This window comes from Roseobacter sp. (genome assembly GCF_024639605.1).
Classification (GTDB): Bacteria; Pseudomonadota; Alphaproteobacteria; order Rhodobacterales; family Rhodobacteraceae; genus Roseobacter.
On the sequence record NZ_JAHEHZ010000004.1, the window covers coordinates 32,388 to 54,226 of the forward strand.

The 21,839-nt window shown below is 59.9% G+C and carries 19 protein-coding genes; 5 read left to right on the forward strand and 14 right to left on the reverse strand.

Features of this window, described 5'->3' with window-relative positions; translation table 11 throughout:
• Positions 1 to 14: 14 nt before the first annotated feature.
• The 5 genes from Q0M35_RS01230 to Q0M35_RS01250 form a co-directional block, all read right to left on the reverse strand.
• Positions 15 to 1,847 (reverse strand): ABC transporter ATP-binding protein, encoded by a 1,833-nt coding sequence (locus tag Q0M35_RS01230; protein ID WP_295311375.1) that lies wholly within the window; start codon positions 1,845 to 1,847, stop codon positions 15 to 17.
• Positions 1,844 to 3,682, reverse strand: coding sequence for an ABC transporter ATP-binding protein (locus Q0M35_RS01235; protein ID WP_295311377.1), 1,839 nt, complete (start codon positions 3,680 to 3,682; stop codon positions 1,844 to 1,846). The genes Q0M35_RS01230 and Q0M35_RS01235 overlap by 4 nt, the downstream gene beginning before the upstream one ends.
• A 165-nt stretch (positions 3,683 to 3,847) precedes the next feature.
• Positions 3,848 to 5,026 carry a CCA tRNA nucleotidyltransferase gene (locus Q0M35_RS01240; protein ID WP_295311379.1) on the reverse strand — a complete coding sequence of 393 codons (1,179 nt, stop codon included), beginning with the start codon at positions 5,024 to 5,026 and terminating at the stop codon, positions 3,848 to 3,850.
• The gene (locus Q0M35_RS01245) at positions 5,002 to 5,598 is read right to left on the reverse strand and encodes a CoA pyrophosphatase (RefSeq protein ID WP_295311381.1); all 597 of its coding nucleotides are present in this window, start codon (positions 5,596 to 5,598) and stop codon (positions 5,002 to 5,004) included. The genes Q0M35_RS01240 and Q0M35_RS01245 overlap by 25 nt, the downstream gene beginning before the upstream one ends.
• Positions 5,588 to 6,577, reverse strand: a complete 990-nt coding sequence (locus tag Q0M35_RS01250; protein WP_295311383.1) for an Hsp33 family molecular chaperone HslO — start codon at positions 6,575 to 6,577, stop codon at positions 5,588 to 5,590. The genes Q0M35_RS01245 and Q0M35_RS01250 overlap by 11 nt, the downstream gene beginning before the upstream one ends.
• An 81-nt stretch (positions 6,578 to 6,658) precedes the next feature.
• On the opposite strand from Q0M35_RS01250, the gene Q0M35_RS01255 reads away from it, so the two are divergent.
• Positions 6,659 to 7,108, forward strand: coding sequence for an NUDIX hydrolase (locus tag Q0M35_RS01255; RefSeq protein WP_295311385.1), 450 nt, complete (start codon positions 6,659 to 6,661; stop codon positions 7,106 to 7,108).
• Here Q0M35_RS01255 and Q0M35_RS01260 read toward each other — a convergent pair.
• Positions 7,077 to 8,366 (reverse strand): SpoIIE family protein phosphatase, encoded by a 1,290-nt coding sequence (locus Q0M35_RS01260; RefSeq protein WP_295311387.1) that lies wholly within the window; start codon positions 8,364 to 8,366, stop codon positions 7,077 to 7,079. The two genes, Q0M35_RS01255 and Q0M35_RS01260, sit on opposite strands and share 32 nt — an antisense overlap.
• Before the next feature lie 146 nt (positions 8,367 to 8,512).
• Here Q0M35_RS01260 and Q0M35_RS01265 point away from each other — a divergent pair, with 146 nt between their 5' ends.
• Positions 8,513 to 8,848 carry an Hpt domain-containing protein gene (locus Q0M35_RS01265; RefSeq protein ID WP_295311390.1) on the forward strand — a complete coding sequence of 112 codons (336 nt, stop codon included), beginning with the start codon at positions 8,513 to 8,515 and terminating at the stop codon, positions 8,846 to 8,848.
• Here Q0M35_RS01265 and Q0M35_RS01270 read toward each other — a convergent pair.
• Together Q0M35_RS01270 and ilvA are read right to left on the reverse strand one after the other, a co-directional pair.
• Positions 8,833 to 9,645: an SDR family NAD(P)-dependent oxidoreductase gene (locus Q0M35_RS01270; protein WP_295311392.1), complete on the reverse strand. Its 813-nt coding sequence runs from the start codon at positions 9,643 to 9,645 to the stop codon at positions 8,833 to 8,835. The two genes, Q0M35_RS01265 and Q0M35_RS01270, sit on opposite strands and share 16 nt — an antisense overlap.
• Positions 9,646 to 9,648: 3 nt before the next feature.
• Positions 9,649 to 10,881 (reverse strand): threonine ammonia-lyase IlvA, encoded by a 1,233-nt coding sequence (gene ilvA, locus Q0M35_RS01275; RefSeq protein ID WP_295311394.1) that lies wholly within the window; start codon positions 10,879 to 10,881, stop codon positions 9,649 to 9,651.
• 139 nt (positions 10,882 to 11,020) lie between these two features.
• Between ilvA and Q0M35_RS01280 the strand changes: the two genes are divergently transcribed.
• Positions 11,021 to 12,241 carry an argininosuccinate synthase gene (locus Q0M35_RS01280; RefSeq protein ID WP_295311396.1) on the forward strand — a complete coding sequence of 407 codons (1,221 nt, stop codon included), beginning with the start codon at positions 11,021 to 11,023 and terminating at the stop codon, positions 12,239 to 12,241.
• Positions 12,242 to 12,301: 60 nt separating this feature from the next.
• On the opposite strand, the gene Q0M35_RS01285 is transcribed toward Q0M35_RS01280, so the two are convergent.
• Positions 12,302 to 12,715 (reverse strand): hypothetical protein, encoded by a 414-nt coding sequence (locus Q0M35_RS01285; protein ID WP_295311398.1) that lies wholly within the window; start codon positions 12,713 to 12,715, stop codon positions 12,302 to 12,304.
• A 63-nt stretch (positions 12,716 to 12,778) separates the two neighbouring features.
• Positions 12,779 to 13,474: an HAD family hydrolase gene (locus Q0M35_RS01290; protein WP_295311400.1), complete on the reverse strand. Its 696-nt coding sequence runs from the start codon at positions 13,472 to 13,474 to the stop codon at positions 12,779 to 12,781.
• A gap of 191 nt (positions 13,475 to 13,665) precedes the next feature.
• Here Q0M35_RS01290 and msrA point away from each other — a divergent pair, with 191 nt between their 5' ends.
• Positions 13,666 to 14,328: a peptide-methionine (S)-S-oxide reductase MsrA gene (gene msrA, locus Q0M35_RS01295; RefSeq protein WP_295311402.1), complete on the forward strand. Its 663-nt coding sequence runs from the start codon at positions 13,666 to 13,668 to the stop codon at positions 14,326 to 14,328.
• On the opposite strand, the gene Q0M35_RS01300 is transcribed toward msrA, so the two are convergent.
• Together Q0M35_RS01300 and Q0M35_RS01305 are read right to left on the reverse strand one after the other, a co-directional pair.
• Positions 14,329 to 15,201, reverse strand: a complete 873-nt coding sequence (locus tag Q0M35_RS01300) for a ribokinase (protein ID WP_295311404.1) — start codon at positions 15,199 to 15,201, stop codon at positions 14,329 to 14,331.
• Positions 15,201 to 17,456 carry an NADP-dependent malic enzyme gene (locus Q0M35_RS01305; RefSeq protein ID WP_295311406.1) on the reverse strand — a complete coding sequence of 752 codons (2,256 nt, stop codon included), beginning with the start codon at positions 17,454 to 17,456 and terminating at the stop codon, positions 15,201 to 15,203. Before Q0M35_RS01305 ends, Q0M35_RS01300 begins: the two co-directional genes overlap by 1 nt.
• A gap of 135 nt (positions 17,457 to 17,591) precedes the next feature.
• On the opposite strand from Q0M35_RS01305, the gene mutS reads away from it, so the two are divergent.
• Positions 17,592 to 20,228, forward strand: a complete 2,637-nt coding sequence (mutS, locus tag Q0M35_RS01310; RefSeq protein WP_295311408.1) for a DNA mismatch repair protein MutS — start codon at positions 17,592 to 17,594, stop codon at positions 20,226 to 20,228.
• Between the two features lie 36 nt (positions 20,229 to 20,264).
• On the opposite strand, the gene Q0M35_RS01315 is transcribed toward mutS, so the two are convergent.
• Together Q0M35_RS01315 and hrcA are read right to left on the reverse strand one after the other, a co-directional pair.
• Complete coding sequence (locus Q0M35_RS01315; protein ID WP_295311410.1) at positions 20,265 to 20,828, reverse strand: nucleotide exchange factor GrpE; 564 nt, start codon at positions 20,826 to 20,828, stop codon at positions 20,265 to 20,267.
• Positions 20,829 to 20,837: 9 nt separating this feature from the next.
• Positions 20,838 to 21,839: heat-inducible transcriptional repressor HrcA (gene hrcA, locus Q0M35_RS01320; RefSeq protein WP_295311412.1), on the reverse strand; the 1,002-nt coding region annotated here is incomplete at its 5' end.

Sequence of the window (21,839 nt, forward strand, 5' to 3'; positions counted from 1 at the left end):
TGTCCTGCGGAAAACTATTCTGCTGCTTCTGTCCGGATAAACCCGCCGGACTGAAGATTCCAGTACTGTGCATAGAGACCGCCGCGCGCCATCAGCTCGCTGTGGCTGCCGTCTTCAACGATCCGGCCTGCGTCCATTACAATTATCCGGTCCATTTCCGTCAACGTTGACAGCCGGTGCGCAATGGCCAGCACAGTTTTGCCGTCCATCACCCGTTCGAGTGCGGTCTGGATGGAGGCTTCGACTTCGCTGTCGAGCGCGCTGGTGGCCTCATCAAGCACCAGAACCGGCGCGTCTTTCAGAATGGCACGGGCAAGAGCGATCCGCTGTCGCTGTCCGCCCGAAAGCTTCACCCCGCGCTCGCCCAGATGCGCGTCATAGCCGGTGCGGCCTTTGTGATCCTGCAGATCGGGGATAAACTCATGCGCTTCGGCCTTGCGCGCAGCCGCCATCACGTCTTCTTCGGTCGCACCCGGATTGCCATACCCGATGTTGTCGCGCGCCGAGCGGTTAAACATCGCCGTTTCCTGGGTCACCATGCCGATGTTACGCCTCAGGCTCGCCTGCGTGACCTTCGATATATCCTGTCCGTCGATCTCGATATGACCCTCTTCGGGCTCATAGAGCCGCAAAAGCAGGGAAACGAGCGTTGATTTACCGGCACCCGACGCCCCGACGATTCCCAGTTTTTCGCCCGGGCGGATGTCGATCGTGATGTCCTGAACACCGCCCTTGTCCCGCCCGTAGGCAAAACCGATTTTCTGCAGAGAAATGCGGCCCTCGGTCACTTCCAGGTCTCGCGCACCGGGCGCGTTTTCAAGCCGGTTGCGCGGCGTGAGCGTGCGCACACCATCCTCTATCTCGCCGATATTGGCATAGATCTGCATCAGCGTGAAACTGACCCAACCGGTCATCTGCGCGATGCGGATCGCGATCGCACCGGCTGCAACGATATCGCCCTGGGTGGCCTGCCCCCCCTGCCAGAGCAGAACGGTGCCTCCAAGCAGAATGACCGGCAAAAGCCCTGCCAGCGACATCAGCGCAAAGCGGAAGCCCGCAGCAAGATATCCGAACTCCAGCGCCCGCGCGCGGAATGACTTCATCGCCCCGAGGGCCGCGCGATCCTCGTGATCGTCATGGGCGAAGAGCTTGACGGTTTTGATATTGGTGATCGTATCGACCACCTGCCCCGACACCATCGCCCGCGCGCCGGCACGTCCGGCAGAGCGCGCCCGGATCCTTGGCAAAAACCAGCGGATCATGGCGAAATAGGCTATCAGCCAGACACCGAATCCCAGCGCCACGCGCCAGTCGATAGCCAGCAGCAAAAGGACCGAGCCCAGGAGCGAGGCCAGTGCAAAGGCCACAACGTTGATCATTTCAGAAACCACTTCGGTGACCGCCCGGGCCGTCTGCATCTGTTTCTGCGCAATGCGACCGGCGAAATCATCATCGAAAAACCCGACGGTCTGGCCCAGCGTCCAGCGGTGCAGGCGAGACAGCACCAGCGGGTTTACGTTGGGCTGCACAACAATCGCGTTGGCCGACGCCGACAGCCCGAACAAAAGCGGTCGCGCAATCAGGAAAAACGCCACCGCTCCTGCCAGAACCGCCATATTAGAGCCTGAAAAGAACGCCTCCGGACCGCTGGCCGCCGTGGCATCTATGACCATACCGAGGATGAGCGCCGTGCCCGCCTCCATCACACCCGCGGCCGCCGAAAAGAACGCAGCCAGCCAGAGCGCAGGCCAGGCGCCCGACAGACACCAGCGCATGAAGGCGCCGAGGCTTTCGGGCGGCGGCCCCTCAGCCGGGCGGAATGCGTCGATCCGGTCGTTGATGTTCACGCGTCACCTTCTGTGCTCAGAAATCCACCCGATTGCCGGGTCCAGAAATCTGCATATAGCCCGCCCGCAGCCAAAAGCGCGTCATGGGTGCCGTCTTCGACGATCCGGCCCTGATCCAGCACCAGAATACGGTCCATTTGCGCAATCGTGGAGAGCCGGTGCGCGATGGCAATCACGGTTTTGCCCTCCATCATACCGTAAAGCGTATCCTGAATGGCTGCTTCAACCTCGCTGTCGAGCGCGCTTGTCGCCTCGTCCAGCAGCAGGACCGGCGCGTTTTTCAGGATCACCCGGGCGAGCGTCACCCGCTGACGCTGTCCGCCGGAGAGCTTCACGCCACGCTCTCCCACCTGCGCGTCATAGCCCTGACGGCCCTGCGGATCCTGCAGATCGAGTATGAATTCATGCGCCTGAGCCTGGCGGGCGGCGGCGATCATCTCCTCTTCGGTGGCATCATCCCGCCCGTAAAGAAGGTTGTCGCGCACCGACCGGTGCATGAGCGAACTGTCCTGCTGCACCATGCCGATGGCGCGGCGCAGACTGTCCTGGGTCACCTTGCTGATGTCCTGTCCGTCGATCAGAATGGCTCCGCGTTCCACATCGTAGAACCGCAAAAGCAGCTTTACTAGGGTCGATTTTCCGGCACCTGAGCGACCAACGAGGCCGATCTTTTCTCCCCGACGGATGGTCAGATTCACGCCGTTAAGCCCGCCGGTATCCCGGCCGTAATGGTGGCTGAGATCTTTCAGAACGATCTCGCCATTGGTCAGTTGCAGCGGTCTGGCCTTTGCGTCATCCACCAGCGCGAGCGGCTGTGCGATGGTCTCCATCCCTTCGGCCACCACACCCAGTTCACGGAAAAACGTCGTCAGCGCCCACATGATCCAGCCGGTCATCGCATTGAGCCGCAGCGTCAGCGCGGTAGCCGCGGCCACGACACCAACACTCGCTTCGCCCTGCACCCAGAGCGCGATGGCCCAGCCCACAACACTCACAATCAGGATCCCGTTCAGCGCCACAAGCGTCGCATCCATGATCGTATATATGCGCATTTCTTTCTGGAACGTATCGCGCGCGTGTTCGATGGCTTCGCGGGCGTAATCGACCTCCTGGTCATGATGTGCGAACATCTTGACCGAATGGATATTGGTATAGGCGTCGACCACGCGACCGGTTACCATTGAGCGGGCATTCGATGAGGCCTGCGACGCAGGGCTGACACGGCGCACAGTCCAGTGCACCAGCAGACCGTAAAGCGCAAACCAGATCAGCAGCGGCAACAGCAATCGCGGATCAGCCGTGCTGAGCAGGATCGCAGCCCCCAGCATATAGGCAAGCGAAAAAGAGATCGCGTCAAAGACCTGAAACACCACCTCACCGGCGGCAGGCGGTGTCTGCATGATCCGGTTGGCAATGCGCCCCGCAAAATCGTTCTCGAACCAGCCCACGGACTGACGCAGTACATGCCGGTGCGCCCGCCAGCGAATGAGCGTGCCGAAATTGGGCAGGATGGTGTTATTGAGCAGCATCGCATCGGCGGCCTGCAGCACAGGGCGGACAAAGAGGATAAAGAGCGCCACAAGGATGAGCTCGGTGCCATAGGTCTCCCAGACCAGCGCCGGATCGCCGCTGAGCAGGTCCACCACGCGGCCCATGTAATAGATCAGTCCAACCTCGATACCGGCCACGACGACCGACATGATCGCGGCAAGAATGAACACACGACGGAAGGGCTGCGCATAGTCGCGCATGAACGGCCAGAGCTTTTGCGGCGGCTCATTGGTTTCGGAATACGCGACATAGGGGTCAACGAGTCGTTCAAAATAGCGGAACATATCAGGAGCCTTGGTACAGAATATAAGAAATGTTCAGGCGCCGGCGACGGGCCTGACGGGAAGGGTTATGACAGCTTCAGCTGTTCCAGATCCCGCGATACATTTCGTATTCCTCCACTCTGATGCAGTCGTTCTAGCAATAATTGAGCCGCTTTGTCGAGGCGTTCATTCCCCTGTCATTAAATCTTCACGGCTGAGCCTGAAACCAGAGGCGATCCAGCGCGCTTCCAGCGCTTTGAGCCGTTCGCCCAGCGCCGGACCCTTATACGCGGGCATCAGGTCAGCAGCAGTCACCGGAAAGACAGCCTCCGCCGCGCGTTTCAGCTTTGGCAGAATGTCCGGATCAGGGGGTGTCCCGCTCATTGCGTGCAGCAGAAGCATGACCGAAAAGGCCAGCGGCACGCCTTCTCGCCAGGCCAGTTCGGTCAGGGGTGTTCCCCCTGCAAGCGCCCGGTTGATCTGCGCAAGTTTGCGCGTATCTTTCCGGCTGAGACGCAGGCGCTCTGCAGGGTCTTCACCCTCCAGCGCCGCAAGCCTGCGGATTGCGTCGGGCGCCTGGCCGGTCAGCAATTCGAGATGCACGAGCGGGGCCAGAAACCGGTCGTCAGCGCCCGGAAGAACCTGCAGCAAGGCACCGGTCTGACGCATCGCGGCAATGGCCGGTGCTGGATCGGGTGCCGCCAGAAGGCGTCGCATCTCCGTTCCGGTCCGTTCAGCGGAAAGCGTCTCTAATCCGTCGATATTGCGCGTAATTGCGTCCATCGCGTCAGTGTCAAACCCCTCCGAAGGGTCCGAATACCAGGCGTGAAACCGGAAATATCGCAGGATGCGCAGGTAATCCTCGCGAATGCGCTTTTCTGCGTCCTCTATGAAACGAATGCGCCGCGAAAGGCAGTCTTCAAGTCCGCCCAGCGGGTCAACGAGCCCGCCATCAGGTGTTGCATAGAGCGCATTCAGCGTGAAATCCCGTCGCCTTGCATCGTCGTGAATATCGCGCGAAAAAGACACCACCGCGCGCCTGCCATCGGTTTCCACGTCGCGCCGGAATGTTGTGACTTCAAAGCCACGGCCCTGCGAAATGACGGTCACCGTGCCGTGCTCGATCCCTGTCGGTACGGTCCTGAGACCGGCCGCCTTGGCCAGACGTTCCGTCTCCTCCGGCAGCACATCCGTGGACAGATCAACATCAGCTCCCGGGACGCCCAGCAGAGCATCACGCACAGCGCCCCCGACAAAGTAAATCGCGGCCCCCTCCGCCGTGATGGCGTCGCACACCGCGCGCGTCGCCGGGTCGTGCAGCCAGGCGGTCGCGGGAGGGATCAGGGTTTCATCTGCTCGGTCCATGCCCGCAACATACGCGCAGTTGCACCCCAGATGTAATAGGGCCCGTAGGGTACCGCATAATATGACCGTCGCGTGCCGCGCCAGATGCGCCCTTCGATGACGAAATTACGGGCGTCCAGCACGTGGGCCAGCGGGACAGAGAATACCTCCTCGACTTCGCCGGGTTCGGGCGTGATCCCGAATGCTTTGCGCACCACTCCAATGACCGGCGTGACCAGAAACCCTGTTACCGTCTCGTGCGGAGGCAGATGACCGAGAATCTCGACATGATCCGGTGGCAGCCCGATCTCTTCGTGTGCTTCGCGCAGCGCCGCGGCCGTAACGTCGATATCGCCGGGATCCTGGCTACCGCCGGGAAAGGCGATCTGTCCCGGGTGATGCTTCAGTGCGGAGGACCGTTTGGTAAGCAAAAGACGCAGATGACCGTCTTCGACCGTCACCGGCGCCAGAACACCCGCTGGTCGCAGTTTCCTGCCCGCTGGCAGCACCGTACCGGGGTTCAGATCAAAATCGGATGATGGGCGGCCCGGACGGGCAAGTGCCGCCCGGATCGCATCCGTTTCAGGTGTCATCGCCGCTCTTTTCCGCGTCAAATCCGACGGTGGCCGGATCGAGATCATAGTGCGCGCCGCAGAACTGACAGTCAGCCGTTACGCGCCCTGCGTCGGTGGTCATCGTTCCGATATCCGCCGCAGAGTAGATCGAAAGACTCTGACGCACGCGATCTTCAGAGCACGTGCAGCCGAAGCGCACCGTCTGCGTGTCGAAAACCCGCGGCTGTTCCTCATGAAAAAGGCGCAGCAGCAGATCGTTTGGCGGCAGCGCCGGGCCGATCAGTTCCATTTCTTCGACGGTATCGAGCAGAATGTTCACGCGGCCCCAGTTTTCAGCCTCATCGCCGTACACGATATCGTCCGCTGTCAGAACCTCGCCGCTGCCTTCGCCGCGCGCAACAAAGGGCGAGGCCTTGGGCATATGCTGCAGCATCACACCACCGGCACGCCAGTGTTCTGCAACGCCCGGCTCTGTGGATTGGCCGTAGCTCAGCGAAAACCGCGTCGGCAGCTGTTCAGACTGCGCAAAATAGGCCTCCGCACAGGCTGCCAGCGACCCGCCGGCAAGCGGGGTAATCCCCTGATAAGGGGTCATGCCCTTGCCCTGATCAATCATGATTGCAAAGTATCCCTCGCCCACCTGATCAAAGGGGGCCGCATCGGTCAGACGATCGCCATCATAGCTTGCGTAGGCTCTGATACGGGCCGGGCTGCCCTCTTTTTCAGGACCATAGTAGTCTGTCGCGATCATCCGGACAGCGCCCTTGGACTGCACCTGCAACTGCAGCTTCCAGCGCAGCTTGATGGTCTGCCCGATCAGCGCCGTCAGCAACGCCATCTCCGCAACCAGCGCCTCGACCTGAGGCGGGTAATTATGCTGTTTCAGGATACCGTTCAACGCACCGTCCAGCCGTGCAACACGGCCACGGATATCACTGGAATCAAGTTGAAATGGCAGGACCGTGTCGTCCCACGCGATCTGCTGTCCGTGTGTCATCGGGGTTTCCTTATTGCCAGGCAGTTGGCATACCGCGTCCATATAAGCGTCACAAGCCGAATGGAAAGAGGGTCAGCCAGTATGATCAGACGGATCGGCCATGCGCCTGGTGCAGAGCAGAAGTATGTCATGCGACCAGGCGCCTATGCGGTTTTACCTCTGGGCGGGCGGCTTTTGCTGACCTGCCAGCTGGGTGAGACGCCGGACATTCAGCTTCCAGGCGGCGGGATCGATCCGGGCGAAAGCGCGGCGCAGGCGCTGCACCGCGAGGTAATGGAAGAGACCGGCTGGCGGATTGCCGCGCCACGCAGGCTGGGTGCGTTCCGGCGGTTTGCCTATATGCCTGAATATGATCTCTGGGCGGAAAAAATATGCCATGTTTATGTTGCGCGGCCTGTCTACCAGGTGCGTGAACCTTCCGAGCCCGACCACGTGTCGCTTGTTCTGTCGTCCGGCGAGGCGACTGCGGCTTTGGGCAATGATGGCGACCGGTTGTTTGTCAGCCGGTATTTTTACCGTCCGGGCCGCTGAATTCAATCAGGATCCCGGACACATCATCGGGAAATTCTGAATGACCGGCAAATGCCGTCAGCTTTTCAATCAGAACACGGAAGAGCTCCGGACCGCGTACGTCCGGCATGTCCTGCAGTATCCGGGCAAGCCCGCATTCGCCCAGCATTTCGTCGCCCCGGCCCGGACATTCCGTGACCCCGTCCGACAGGATCAGCAACCGGTCGCCGGGGCCCAGCGCAAGCTCAAACTGCGAAAAGGTCACGCCCGACATCAGCCCGACCGGAAATCCGCCGGTCCCGTCCTGCCAGATTGTGCCGTCCGCGCGCTGTATCACCGGGTGCGGATGCCCGGCCTGGCCCAGCACGACATGACCACTGACCAGATCGATATCCGCCAGCAGCAGCGTGAAGTAATGCTCGGTCTCCATCTCATCGAGCACCAGTTCGTTGAGTTTTTCGATCGCCTCGGCTGGCGGACGCGAGATGTAGGAGCCGTCGCTCTGTTTTTGCAGGGCCACATTCTGATCAGGCGCGCTTGCCGACAGATATCCGGCCAGCCTGGCGGTCATCAGTGCGGAGCTGATGCCATGCCCCGAGACATCGATCGCAAACAGGCCAAGGTGCCCCGGCGCTGCCGGATAATAGCCGACCAGATCGCCGCCGACATGACCGCTTGAGCGCAGCAGCAGGGAAAGCTCGGCGCCGGGGAAAATTTTCTGCCTCTCTTTGACCAGGGACTGCTGAAGCTTTTTAGCCTCGATCAGGTCACGGTCCAGCGAATCGTAAACGCGTTGCAGCTCATCCAGTGTCTCGGTGATCACATGATTTTTCGCCGTGAGTTCCCGTTGCATCTCGAGGATGCGTTCTCCGGCGGTCATGCGCGCGCGAAGCTCGTTGCCATCCACCGGCTTGGTCAGGAAATCATCTGCTCCGGCGTCCAGTCCCTGTGCCACTTCGTTTTTGTCACTCTTGGACGTAAGAAGAATGAAATATCCGTAATTCTCTCCGGTCATTTCGCGGAACTTCTGGCAGAATTCGATGCCGGTCATGCCAGGCATGACCCAGTCGCTAAGTACCAGCTCAGGCGGCCTTTCGCGACAAATTTCCAGTGCGCGCATCCCGCTTTCTGCTTCCATTACCTCGTACCCCCAGCGGGTCAGCGAACTGCTCAGAATGCGTCGCTGCAGTTTGCTGTCATCAACAACCAGCACAAGCCGGGCATCTGAACTGCCCGGCGGCGTATAGTTTTTGCTGTTTCGGGTCGTCGTAAGGGACATTTCAATTCGGTTTTTTGCAACCCCTCCCTGATACGCGTCCGATCCTTAAGGATGGATGAAGGTCTACGGAAACGTGATGCAGCTCAGTCGCTAACTCTCTTTTAGGATTTTAGAGTCACACTTCCCCGGCGGACGAGGAGCGCGGAATGATTGACTGGGACCGTGTCTGCGCGCTGCAAAGCGAGGTGGGCGCAGAAGACTTTGATGAGGTGATCGAGATCTTCCTTGAGGAAGTCGACGGCGAAATCGACGGGCTTCCGGACAGTTCGCGCGAAACTCTTGCCGAACGCCTGCATTTTCTCAAAGGCAGCGCGCTCAATCTGGGCTTTCGGAAGTTTTCTGAGCTGTGCCGGGACGGGGAGGTTAAAGTCGCCGCATCGGACACTGTTGATGTGCCAGGCCTTGTTGCCTGTTATCAGCAGTCGCGCGCATATTTTCTGAACGAAGTCGCCGGACGCACCTCGGATCAGAGCAAACTGTAATAAGCCGGTAGGTCGCCGTCGGCCTCAAGCGCCTGTGCGCGGGCATTGAAAAGCCGCATACCTGCGATCCATCTCTCAGGGTCTGCCGCGCGCTTTGCAAAAAACGCGGCCACGTCGCCATGGGGAAGCACCATAAACCGCTCCGCCGATACAGCGTCGAGAATAACCTCCGCCACTTCCGCGGCTGTCAAAAGAGATGCATGCACCCCGGCGTCGGCATCTTTTAGTCCGATGAGCGGCGTCGCCACATATTGCGGACATACCACCGAAACACCGATGCCCTGATCCCCGTGGCTTATGGCAAGCGATTCGGCAAAACTGACCGCGGCGTGTTTGCTTGCGGAATAGGCCGCGTTTCCTACCTGATTGAGAAGACCGGCCGCAGAGGCGACATTCACGAAATACCCCGATCCCCGTTCAATCATTCCGGGCAGCAACGCGCGGGCAGCGTATACATGCGCCATCACATGAACTGCCCAGTTCTGATGCCAGACGGTATCAGGCGCCGAGGCAGCATGTCCTGGCTGAGGCGCAAAAAGGCCCGCGTTAGAGACGAATATATCAACCTCGCCCTGGTCTTCACGCACCGTCTCGATCAGCGCGACAATATCCGCCTCAGAGCGCACGTCACAGACATGGCCCGCGCAGCCGAGCGCAGCCGCCCGCGCTTTCACCGCCTTCTCATCCAGGTCAGCGATCGTCACCCGTGCCCCCCGGGCGATCATCTGCGCAGCAAGGGCCGCGCCAATGCCGCTGGCACCGCCCGTGATCACCGCGATTTTACCGCCCGGCTCCATCGGTCAGATCACAAACTGCGCAAGGGTTTCGTCGTTCGTGATGTCGGTATAGGTAAACCCGGCCTCTTCGATGCGCCGGAACATCTCGGCGAAATTCCGTGAGTGATCGGTCTCGATACCGATCAGCACCGACCCGAAATTCCGCGCCGATTTCTTCATATATTCAAACCGGGTAATGTTGTCGTGCGGGCCAAGCGTCTGCAGAAAATCTTTCAGCGCACCGGGCCGCTGTGGCAAACGCAGGATAAAATATTTCTTCAGACCGGCATAGCGCTGCGCCCGTTCTTTGACCTCGGGCAACCGCTCAAAATCAAAGTTACCGCCCGAGGCCACACAAACCACGGTTTTGCCCCGGATCAGTTCAGCAATCTCGCCCAGCGCCTCAATCGCAAGCGCACCGGCAGGCTCCAGCACGATGCCCTCGACATTGAGCATCTCGACAATGGTGCCACAGATCCGGTCTTCGGACAGGTGGATGACCTCTGATGCTGAAACATCGCTAAGCTTTTCAAAGGTGCGCGCGCCGAGTTTGGCAACCGCCGCACCGTCGACAAAACTGTTGATCGGCGAGACATCCACCGGTGTGCCTTCTGCGAGAGCGGACGCAAGGCTTTTGGCGCCCGACGGTTCGACGAACGTATACGCCACCGCGTCCCCGAAATAGCTGCGCGTGCCCGCTGACAGACCGCCACCGCCCACGGGCAGCACGATCCGGTCGGGCAACCGGCCCAGCTGTTCTTCGATTTCGGCGGCAACGGAGGCCTGTCCCTCAATCACGTCCTCATCGTCAAAGGGCGACAGAAAATGCGCTTTTTCCTGCGTACAGAATGCCTGGGCCTGGGCGAGGGTCTGATCAAAATAATCACCGACCAGCCGCACTTCGACATACTCACCACCAAACATACGCGTCTTCATTATTTTTTGCTCTGGTGTCGTCACCGGCATAAACACCACGCCGCGCACCGCGAAATGACGGCACATGAAGGCAACGCCCTGCGCGTGGTTTCCCGCACTGGCACAGACGAACATCTGCTGGTCGGGAATGACCTTGCGCATGGCATTGAACGCGCCGCGCAGTTTGTATGAGCGCACCGGGCTCAGGTCTTCACGCTTGAGCCAGATGTCCGCATCATATTTTGCCGACAGCAGATCGTTGCGCATCAGCGGGGTGGCCGGAAATACCGCGCGCATCGCCTCGGTTGCCGCATCCGCGCGCGCGCGAAAAGCCTCTGTCATATGGTCCTCACAATCCGGATGCGCCCTTGTTCATCCTCGTCGATAAGTGCTGCCCCGCCCCGGGTCAACGATGGCTTCAATCTTGCCCCTGCCCGCGAAAACCGGTAGGCGGCGTCACACACCGAAAAGGAAGATTTCCATGTCTGCGCCCAAAAAAGTTGTGCTCGCCTACTCCGGCGGTCTTGATACATCAATCATCCTCAAATGGCTCCAGACGGAATATGGCTGCGAGGTCGTGACTTTTACCGCCGATCTCGGTCAGGGCGAAGAACTCGAACCCGCCCGCGCCAAGGCTGAGATGATGGGCGCGAGCGCCATCTACATTGAGGACCTGCGCGAGGAATTCGTACGCGATTTCGTCTTTCCGATGTTCCGCGCCAATGCGGTTTATGAGGGGCTCTATCTGCTGGGGACCTCCATTGCCCGCCCGCTGATTTCCAAACGCCTGGTCGAGATTGCCGCCGAAACCGGCGCGGATGCCGTGGCCCACGGCGCGACCGGTAAAGGCAACGATCAGGTGCGTTTCGAGCTTGCCGCGTATGCGCTGAACCCCGAGATCAAAGTGATCGCGCCCTGGCGGGAATGGGATCTGACCAGCCGGACAAAACTTATTGATTTCGCAGAGAAAAACCAGATCCCGATTGCAAAAGACAAGCGTGGCGAGGCACCGTTTTCGGTCGACGCCAACCTGCTGCACACCTCTTCCGAGGGCAAAGTGCTGGAAGACCCTGCCGTCGATGCGCCCGATTACGTCTATCAGCGCACTGTCAGTCCCGAAGACGCCCCGGATACGCCCGAATACGTCGAGATCGGCTTTGAAAAAGGCGACGCGGTCAGCATTAACGGCGAGGCCATGAGCCCCGCGACGATCCTAACAAAACTCAACGAACTGGGTGGCAAACACGGCTGCGGACGGCTGGACCTGGTCGAGGGCCGTTTTGTGGGCATGAAATCACGCGGTATCTACGAAACGCCCGGCGGCACGCTTCTGCTGGAAGCGCACCGGGCAATTGAATCGATCACGCTCGACCGGGGTGCTATGCACCTCAAAGACGAGCTGATGCCGCGCTATGCTGAACTCATTTACAACGGTTTCTGGTTCAGCCCGGAGCGCACAATGCTCCAGGCTGCCATCGACGCCAGTCAGACCCATGTGCAGGGAACTGTGCGTCTGAAACTCTATAAAGGTCACGTGCGCACCGTCGGACGCTGGTCGGACCGGTCGCTTTACTCAGAGGCGCATGTTACCTTTGAAGATGACGCAGGTGCCTATGACCAGAAGGACGCGGCAGGCTTTATTCAGCTCAACGCGCTGCGCCTGAAGCTGCTGGCCGCACGCGAGCGCCGGCTGAAATCCTGAACCTGAAAGACCCGGGCGCATCGCTGCGACCCGGGTCTGTTGACCGCGTCTGTGACGCGATCAGTCGGCCGTGATGACCTGCATGACCAGTTTGCCGTCGGGCTTGATCGGCCCGTCTTCTTTTGCGCCGAGCGTGTATTCAAACACGCCTGTCGCAGTCCCGCCTGCCTCTGAATGTACCATCAGCATCAGCATGTCGCCGCTTGCCACGTTATCCTGAAGGATTGCGGCCACATCTGTGTTCGCACCCGCGCGCAGCGGTGCATACCCGACAACGGGGCCTGGTTTCATTTCGGCATCTGTGCGGTGCACGACGAGCCAGCCGTTTTCACCCGCCATTACCTTTTCCGCGCTGACGATTCCGTTGGACACATCCTGGTTCATCGCATCGACCATCGGGGCCGCATGGCCGTCCGCGCCGGCGGCGCCGGCAGTCAGGCAAAGGGCAAATATTGTGGCAACTGAATTTCTCATAATCTCGGTCTCCTGTTGAGGTTGATGCAACAACCACGAAACCGGTCCCGGGATAGTTTCAGATTATTTTACAGACTGCGTTTTCATCGCCAGATAAGCGGGCAAAGCCGCCTCACAAAGCGCCGCGTTTTCGCCGGTCAGTTCCGGTAACGGCGCTTCGGCACCGGCAAACCCGGTGCTCCGGTGCACAGCCCCGTACCAGTGCCTGGCCCAGACACCGTCCTGCGCCTGTGGCCCCGCCTGCCAGTGCAGCATACCCGGATCAAAAGGCAGACCGATCGCCTCACAAAGTACACGCAGCATGCCCTCAGGATCCGCACGGATATCTGTACCGTCGATGACCACACCGCCCAGACGGTCATAAAGCGCCTTTTGCTGAAGATAGCCGATGTCTTCGAGGTCCGGGTGCTCGCGTTTGGCCGCATAACTTGCGATAACGCGTGCGGGATGGCGGATCAGATGCACGTTCACACAATCACGCGCCCAGTCCAGCGGAAATCCGGTAAGCATATGATGTGGCATGTGTTTCATATAGAGATGCGGGGTCGTTACGGGGGCGGCACAGATCTGCGCCACTTTTTCCGGATCATTTTCGTGCGCGGCCAGGATCTCGTCGCGCATCGGATGATCCGCACCTGACGCCACAAGGTAGGGCGCGTAAAAGGGCTCATCCATAACGGTGAAATCGCCGCGCGCGGCAAAACTGTACATCATCGCCGTGCTCAGATTGCGGGGGCCGGACCACATCGCGATGCGCATTTCAGCTTCCTTTTGTTTCAGTGACCGGTCCGGCAGGGTGTTTGCCCCGGCATGATTGTTTCAGACTGACCCCGAAATACACGTCGGCGCAAGGCTACCGTTCACCTGCGTTCACCACGCCGTGACCTCGCGCCGGCGTGAGTTGTCACAGACAGCCCCGCACGGCAGTCTCGATCCAAAGGAGACATGATATGCTCAGACATTATACGATAAAGTCCGTGGCTCTTGCCGGCATGATCGCTCTGGGGATTTTCGCTCAGTCGAAAACCGGACACGCGCAGACACAGGAGACACTGGTGGTTGCCGGTGGTTGTTTCTGGTGCGTTGAGGCTGATTTCGAACGCGTCACCGGTGTCAGCGAAGTGGTGTCAGGATACACCGGCGGCACGACCGCAAACCCGACGTACAAAGAGGTCACAGGTGGCGGCACCGGCCACTATGAAGCGGTTGAGATCCGGTTTGACCCTGCCGTGGTCACACGCGAAAAACTTCTCGATCTCTTCCTGCGCTCGGTCGATCCAACCGATGCCGGCGGGCAGTTCTGCGACCGTGGCGACAGCTACCGGACCGCTGTCTTCGCTGACACACCGGAGGCCGAACGCGACGCCGAACGCGCGATTGCAGCCGCCGGGCAGGCCCTCGGCCAGACCATCGTCACGCCGGTCCTGCCTGCCGGAACGTTTTATCCGGCTGAGGACTATCATCAGGATTATTACAAAGGTGACAAGCTGGTGCTCACACGTTTTGGCCCCAAACGTCAGTCCTCTGCCTATAAAGCGTACCGGAATGCCTGCGGGCGCGATGAGCGCGTGAAGGAGCTCTGGGGTGCGGACGCGCCCTTTGCCGGCAGTTGATCAGCGAAACGCAAATTCCTCGATCTCTTTGAGATCGGGGATAACGTCGGCGGTGCCGTGACGCATGACCATCAGTGCCCCGGCACGGGTCGCCAGTCCGATCGCCTGAGCCATCGGCATGCCGCGATCAAGGCCCGCAATAAGATACCCGGTGAATGTATCGCCAGCCCCGGTTGTATCGACCGGCGTCACCGGTATGGCCGGAAAAACCTGCGGCGCAGCGCCGGCGGAATACCAGATACATCCCTCACTACCACGGGTCACCACGATATCCTGCACCGGCAAATTGCCTGTATCAGAGCCTGTTTCTGCGCAAAGCTGCTCTGCCTCAACGGCATTCAGCACCAGCAGATCAAGCACCGGCATCACCGCCCTCACGGCGTCCGCTGAAAAAGGCGCTGCTGCATAGACAACCCGGAGCCCGAGATCATGCGCCATCCTGGCCGCCTCTGCCTGGGCGTTGGTCTCATTCTGGGTCACGAAAAAATCTCCGGCATTTGCGCTGCTGAGAGCTTTTGCGATCTCTGCCTGAGGAACGGCGTGATTGGCACCGGCGCAGAGGATGATCACATTCTCTCCGGCGGTATCAACACAAATATTCGCGTGTCCGGTCACCTCTGCGACCTGCACGATATGGCGGGTGTCGACGCCATATTCCAGCAGACGTTCCGCCGCCCAGCGCCCGTCAGGTCCGACCGCACCGATGTGCACAACGCGCGCCGCCGCGCGGGCTGCGGCCACCGACATATTGGCACCCTTACCGCCCAGACCCTGGCGCAGCCCGGTCGCCGCCAGCGTCTCTCCCGGACCCGGCAGATGCGGCACGGTATAGACGTTATCTGCATTGATCGAGCCCAGGTTGTATATCGTCATCAGCCGACCTTGCAGGCGGCCAGAACCGCCATGTTCAGGATGTCACTGGCTGTGGAAATCGTCGAACAGATCTGGATTGATCCGTCCACACCCGCAAGGATCGGCCCGATCACCGTGGCCCCCGCCATTTCCTGCATCAGTTTGACTGAAATGCTCGCCGAATGCCGCGCCGGGACCACCAGGATATTCGCAGGCCCCGTGAGCCGCGAGAAGGGATACACCGCCTGGGATTTCATGTTCAGCGCCACATCGACCGTCATCTCGCCTTCGTATTCAAAACTCACGCCGCGCCGGTCCAGCACGTCAGACGCCTTAGCCATCTTCTCCGCCCGCTCGGACACCGGATAGCCGAAAGTCGAAAAGCTCACAAAAGCCACCCGCGGCTCAAGCCCCATGTTCTGTGCGACGGTGGCGGCGCGTTCCGCAATATTCGCGAGATCCTCCTCATCGGGCCATTCATGCACCAGGGTGTCCGCAATAAAAACGATCCGCCCTTTATGAAGCAGCGCCGTTATCCCTGCCGCCCCGCTTTCAGTGTTCGCATCAAAAACGTGGTTAATGCGATCCATGATATGGGCTGATTTGCGCGTCGCACCGGTCACCAGGGCGTCGCCGTGCCCGTGTGCAAGCATCAGCGCCGAAAACACATGCCGGTCCCGCGCAGCGAGACGGTGAATGTCCTGAGTATCGAAACCACCGCGTTTCAGCCTGTCGTAGAGAAAGTTTTTATAGGTATCGAGGTGTTGCGTCTTAGCTGCATTCACCACTTCGATTTCGCGTACAGCATCGCCGAGGCCCGCCTTATCGAGCTTTTCGCGCACATCGTCATCGCGCCCGACAACGACCGCTTTTCCAAGCCCCGAGCGCTGATACATCACCGCCGCGCGCAACACCCGCGGGTCGTCACCTTCGGCAAAGATCACCCGCGCCTGATTTGCCCGCGCCCGTGCGTTGATCCCGCGCAGAATGCTCGCGGTCGGATCCGTACGTGCTTTGAGCGACACCTCATAGGCGTCCATATCGATGATTGGTCGCCGGGCAGCTCCGGTATTCATCCCTGCGTGGGCGACCGCCGGCGGAATCCGCCAGATCAGCCGCGGATCAAACGGCGTCGGAATAATATAGTCACGCCCGAAGGTAAGGTTTTTGCCATAAGCCAGGCCCACCTCGTCGGGCACATCCTCGCGGGCGAGATTGGCCAGCGCATGGGCGCAGGCGATCTTCATCTCATCGTTAATCGCCCGGGCGTTAATGTCGAGCGCCCCACGAAAAAGATAGGGAAAGCCGAGCACGTTATTGACCTGATTTGGATAATCGCTGCGCCCCGTGGCAACGATCGCATCAGGCCGTACAGCATGCGCTTCTTCCGGTGTGATCTCAGGATCAGGGTTCGCCATGGCGAAAATGACCGGGTTCTCGGCCATGCTTTCGACCATCGCCTGCGTCACTGCCCCTTTAACAGAGACGCCGAGGAAAACATCCGCGCCCTTCATTGCTTCTTCGAGGGTACGCAGTTCCGTGGCCACGGCGTGCCCGGATTTCCATTGGTTCATACCTTCGGACCGGCCCTGATAAATCACTCCCTTGGTATCGCACATGATGCAGTTCTGATGCTGCGCACCCATGGATTTCAGCAGTTCAAGACAGGCGATTCCTGCCGCGCCTGCGCCATTCAGCACGATGCGGACGTCTTCGATCTTTTTGTCCGACAGGTGCAGTGCATTGATCAGCCCGGCCGCACAGATCACCGCCGTGCCATGCTGGTCGTCATGAAAGACCGGGATGTCCATCTCTTCTTTCAGGCGTTGCTCGATGATGAAACACTCAGGCGCCTTGATGTCTTCGAGATTTATCCCGCCGAAGGTCGGCCCCATGAGCCGGACCGCCCGGCAGAACTCATCGGGATCTTCCGTATCGAGTTCGATATCGATGCTGTTTACATCCGCGAACCGCTTGAAAAGGACCGCCTTACCTTCCATCACCGGCTTTGACGCCAGCGCGCCGAGATTACCCAGACCCAGCACCGCCGTTCCGTTGGAGATTACCGCCACAAGGTTGCCCTTGTTGGTGTAATCATAGGCTGTCTCCGGGTTCTGCGCGATCGACTCGCAGGGCACCGCCACGCCGGGTGAGTACGCAAGGCTCAGATCACGTTGCGTGGTCATCGGCACCGTGGCCTGAATTTCGAACTTGCCCGGCATCGGCTCAAGGTGAAAGGCGAGCGCCTCTTCGGGCGTGACGCGGGATTTGGACATGGTGCGGTGCCTTATGTGAACTTCCGGAACGCCAAGCATTACACCGGCCAGGCGCACGCCTCAAGCATGCACCATTTGAGGCTTTCCGTCCGCCTGCGGCATTTGTAAGGTCGGCGCAAACCGCCGGGGGGCTCTATGACCGTCACGCCGATGATGGCGCAATTTCTCGAGATCAAATCCGGGTACCGGGATGCTTTGCTGTTCTACCGGATGGGCGATTTTTACGAGATGTTTTTTGAGGATGCGGTGAACGCCTCCGAGGCGTTGGATATTGCGCTGACCAAGCGCGGAAAGCATGACGGCGAAGACATCCCCATGTGCGGCGTGCCGGTGCATTCCGCCGAAGGCTATCTTCTGACACTGATCCGCAAAGGCTTCCGCGTGGCCGTTTGTGAACAGATGGAAAGCCCGGCAGAGGCGAAGAAAAGAGGCTCTAAGTCGGTGGTAAAGCGCGATGTGGTGCGCCTCGTAACGCCCGGTACGCTGACCGAAGAAAGCCTGCTTGAAGCGCGGCGGCACAATTTTCTCGCCGCTTTTGCCGAAGTGCGCGATGCACAGGCGCTCGCCTGGGTCGATATTTCGACAGGCGCATTTCATGTCATGCCGCTGACCCCGCTGCGGCTCGGGCCGGAACTGGCGCGGCTCGCACCGTCAGAACTCATTGTTTCGGAAAGCAGCGAGGCCGGCCTGCGCGAAACCGCAGAGGATTTCGATATCGCGCTCACCACACTTGCGCGCTCAGCATTTGACAGCACAGGCGGTGAGCAGCGCCTCTGCGCGCTTTTCGGGGTCAGCACGCTGGATGCCTGGGGGAGCTTTTCGCGCGCTGAGGTATCCGCCATGGGTGCTCTTCTGCAATACCTCGACATCACTCAAAAAGGGCGGCTGCCCCTGCTGCGCCCGCCGCGCAAAGAAGCTGAGGCCCGCACCGTTCAGATCGATGCCGCCACCCGCCGCAATCTTGAGCTGACCCAGGCTTTGTCGGGTGGCCGTGCGGGATCGCTGCTGTCGGTGCTCGACCGCACAGTAACGGCAGGCGGCGCACGGCTCCTTGAACGACGGCTATCCAGCCCCTCACGGGATCTGGAAACGATCCATATGCGCCTCGATGCAGCCGGATATTTTGCCGACGACAATGCTCTGCGGCAAAAGACCCGTGATCGTCTGCGCCGCGTGCCGGATCTCGACCGTGCGCTCTCGCGTCTGTCGCTTGACCGGGGTGGCCCGCGTGACCTTGCCGCCATGCGCAACGGTCTCACACAGGCGCACCATCTCAGCCAGGAGCTGCACACCGAAGACCTGCCGTCTTTGCTGCAGAAAGCGATCGCAGATTTCGACGGTCATGACGCGCTTATCGACCGGCTCGACACGGCGCTTATCGCTGAGCCCCCCCTCCTTGCGCGGGACGGTGGTTTTATCGCCACCGGAATCGACGAGGACCTTGATGAGGCCCGCCAGCTGCGCGACGAAGGCCGGAGTGTCATCGCCCGCATGCAGAAACAATATGTCTCTGACACAGGCGTTTCTTCTCTGAAAATCAAACATAACAACGTTCTGGGGTATTTCATCGAGACCCCGTCAACCCATGCGGATAAAATGCTCTCTGCACCTTTGTCAGAAACGTTTATCCACCGCCAGACGACGGCCAATCAGGTGCGTTTCACAACCGTGGAACTGTCTGAGATGGAGACGAAAATTCTCAGCGCGGGCTCCCGCGCGCTGGAGATCGAAAAGCGGCTGTTTGAAGAACTGCGAGAGACAGTTCTCTCCTGTGCCGGACCGGTTGCCCGGACTGCCGCGGCGCTTGCAGAAACGGATGCTGCCGCGGCCCTCGCTGAACTGGCCGTCGCTGAAAACTGGGTCCGCCCGCGCGTGGACGACAGCCGCAGTTTTGACATCACCGGCGGACGCCATCCGGTTGTCGAACACGCGCTGCGCCAGCAATCGGGCGAACCCTTCATCGCCAACGACTGCGCTCTGAGCGCCGGCGGCGACGAAGCACGGATCTGGCTGCTGACCGGTCCCAATATGGCCGGTAAATCGACCTTTCTGCGCCAGAACGCACTTATTGCGATACTGGCGCAGATGGGTAGCTTTGTGCCTGCGGCTGAGGCGCATATCGGTCTGATCAGCCAGCTTTTCAGCCGCGTCGGCGCTTCTGATGATCTCGCACGCGGCAGATCGACCTTTATGGTCGAGATGGTGGAAACCGCCGCAATTCTGAACCAGGCAGACGACCGCGCCCTCGTGATCCTCGATGAAATCGGCCGCGGCACGGCCACCTATGACGGGCTCTCCATCGCCTGGGCAACGCTTGAACACCTGCACGACGTCAACAAAAGCCGCGCGCTTTTCGCCACGCACTATCACGAAATGACGGCGCTGGCAGGCAAACTCGCCGGCGTAGAAAATGCCACCGTCGCCGTGAAGGAATGGGAAGGCGAAGTGATTTTTCTGCATGAGGTCCGCAAGGGCGCGGCCGACCGGTCATATGGTGTTCAGGTCGCGCAGCTGGCAGGCCTGCCGCCTGCAGTGATCGCCCGGGCGCGCGTTGTGCTCGAAGCGCTGGAAAAGGGAGAGCGTGAAGGTGGTGTCACGCAGAAGACGCTGATTGACGACCTGCCGCTTTTCGCTGCCACACCACCGCCACCCCCGGCAGCGCAGAAATCGTCCGCGCTGGAGAAGACGCTGGAAGACATCCATCCTGACGAACTGACCCCGCGTGAGGCGCTCGATCTGCTCTATAAACTGAAAGAGGCAGCCAGATCCTGACCGCCTCCCGTTAAACCTCAGAAACTGTTGCCAGCCTTATTTCGCCGGTGTTGAAGACACTCCGACCTGCGCAGGACGCAGAAGCCGGTCATGCAGCATGAACCCCTCGGCGGCGACCTGAATGATATCGCCTGCTTTGGTATCCGGCACCGGTGCCTCAAACATCGCCTGGTGATGCCTGGGATCAAAACGATCACCGACCTGGGGCGCAATCACCTCGATACCGTGTTTTTTGAAGACGCTGAGCAGCTCGCGCATCGTCAGCTCAATACCCTCGATCAGCGCCGAATTGGCTTCCTTCTGCGCGTCGGTGATTGTCTCAATCGCCCGCTTCATATTGTCATAGACAGGCAGAATATCCCGCGACAGTTTGGAGCCACCGTAGTTTTCGGCCTCCCGGCGGTCACGGTCCGACCGCTTGCGCGCATTCTCGGCATCCGCGAGCGCGCGCATGAACCGGTCACGGTATTCATCACGCTCGGCTTTGATCTCTTCCAGCTCCACGGCTTCATTATCAATCTCGGCCATATCTTCTGCAAAGGCCTCGGCCTCTGCATCATCGATATCATCCAGAAACTCTTCTTTCTCAGGCTCTGCCATCATCAACCCCTACTTTCGGTCTGAAATCAGCTTTCCGACCAGTTGCGCCGTGTAGTTCACAATCGGCACAATGCGTCCGTAATTCAGTCTCGTCGGACCAATGACACCCACGGCGCCAATGATCTTCCGATCCGAGTTCATATATGGGGAAACCACCAGAGAGGAACCCGAAAGTGAAAAAAGTTTGTTTTCTGAGCCGATAAAAATGCGAACGCCTTCGCCTTCCTCGGCCAGTTCGAGAAATTCCGCGATATCACGCTTGCGTTCCAGGTCGTCGAAAAGCTGCCGGATCCGGGCCAGATCCTCTTCTTCGCCACCGCCACTGAGCAGATTGGCCCGCCCGCGCACAATCAGACGCTCGATCTGATCGCCCTCGCCTTCCCAGACCGCCAGCCCGCTTTCCACCAGCGCACGCGCCAGCGAATCAATTTCCTGCCGGCGGGTGGAAATCTGTGCCGCGATCACCCCCTGAAGCTCGCTCAGCGTGCGACCTTCGATCAGCGCATTGAGGAAATTCGCAGCCTCCCGCATGGAACTGGGCGTCTGACCCGGAGGCGGGGTAAACAGCCGGTTTTCCACATGCCCGTCGGCAAAGACCAGCACCACCAGCGACCGGTCAGGCGACAGAGAGACAAATTCGATATGTTTGATCGGCGCTTCGCGTTTGGGCGTCATCACCAGCGATGCGCCCCGCGTCACCCCCGAAAGCGCGGACCCCACCCGGTCCAGAAGTCCGCTTACGTCCTCGGAGTTGGAACTCATCGTTGCATCTATCTGCTCACGGTCGTGGTCATCCGGGTCGCCGATTTCCAGCAACCCGTCGACAAACATACGCAGACCCTGCTGTGTAGGGATCCGCCCCGCACTGATATGCGGGCTGTCGAGAAGTCCCAGATATTCCAGATCCTGCATGACGTTGCGTATCGTCGCCGCACTCACCTTTTCCGAAAAATCCCGTGTCAGTGTGCGCGAGCCGACAGGCGCGCCATCAGCAAGATAGCCTTCGACCAC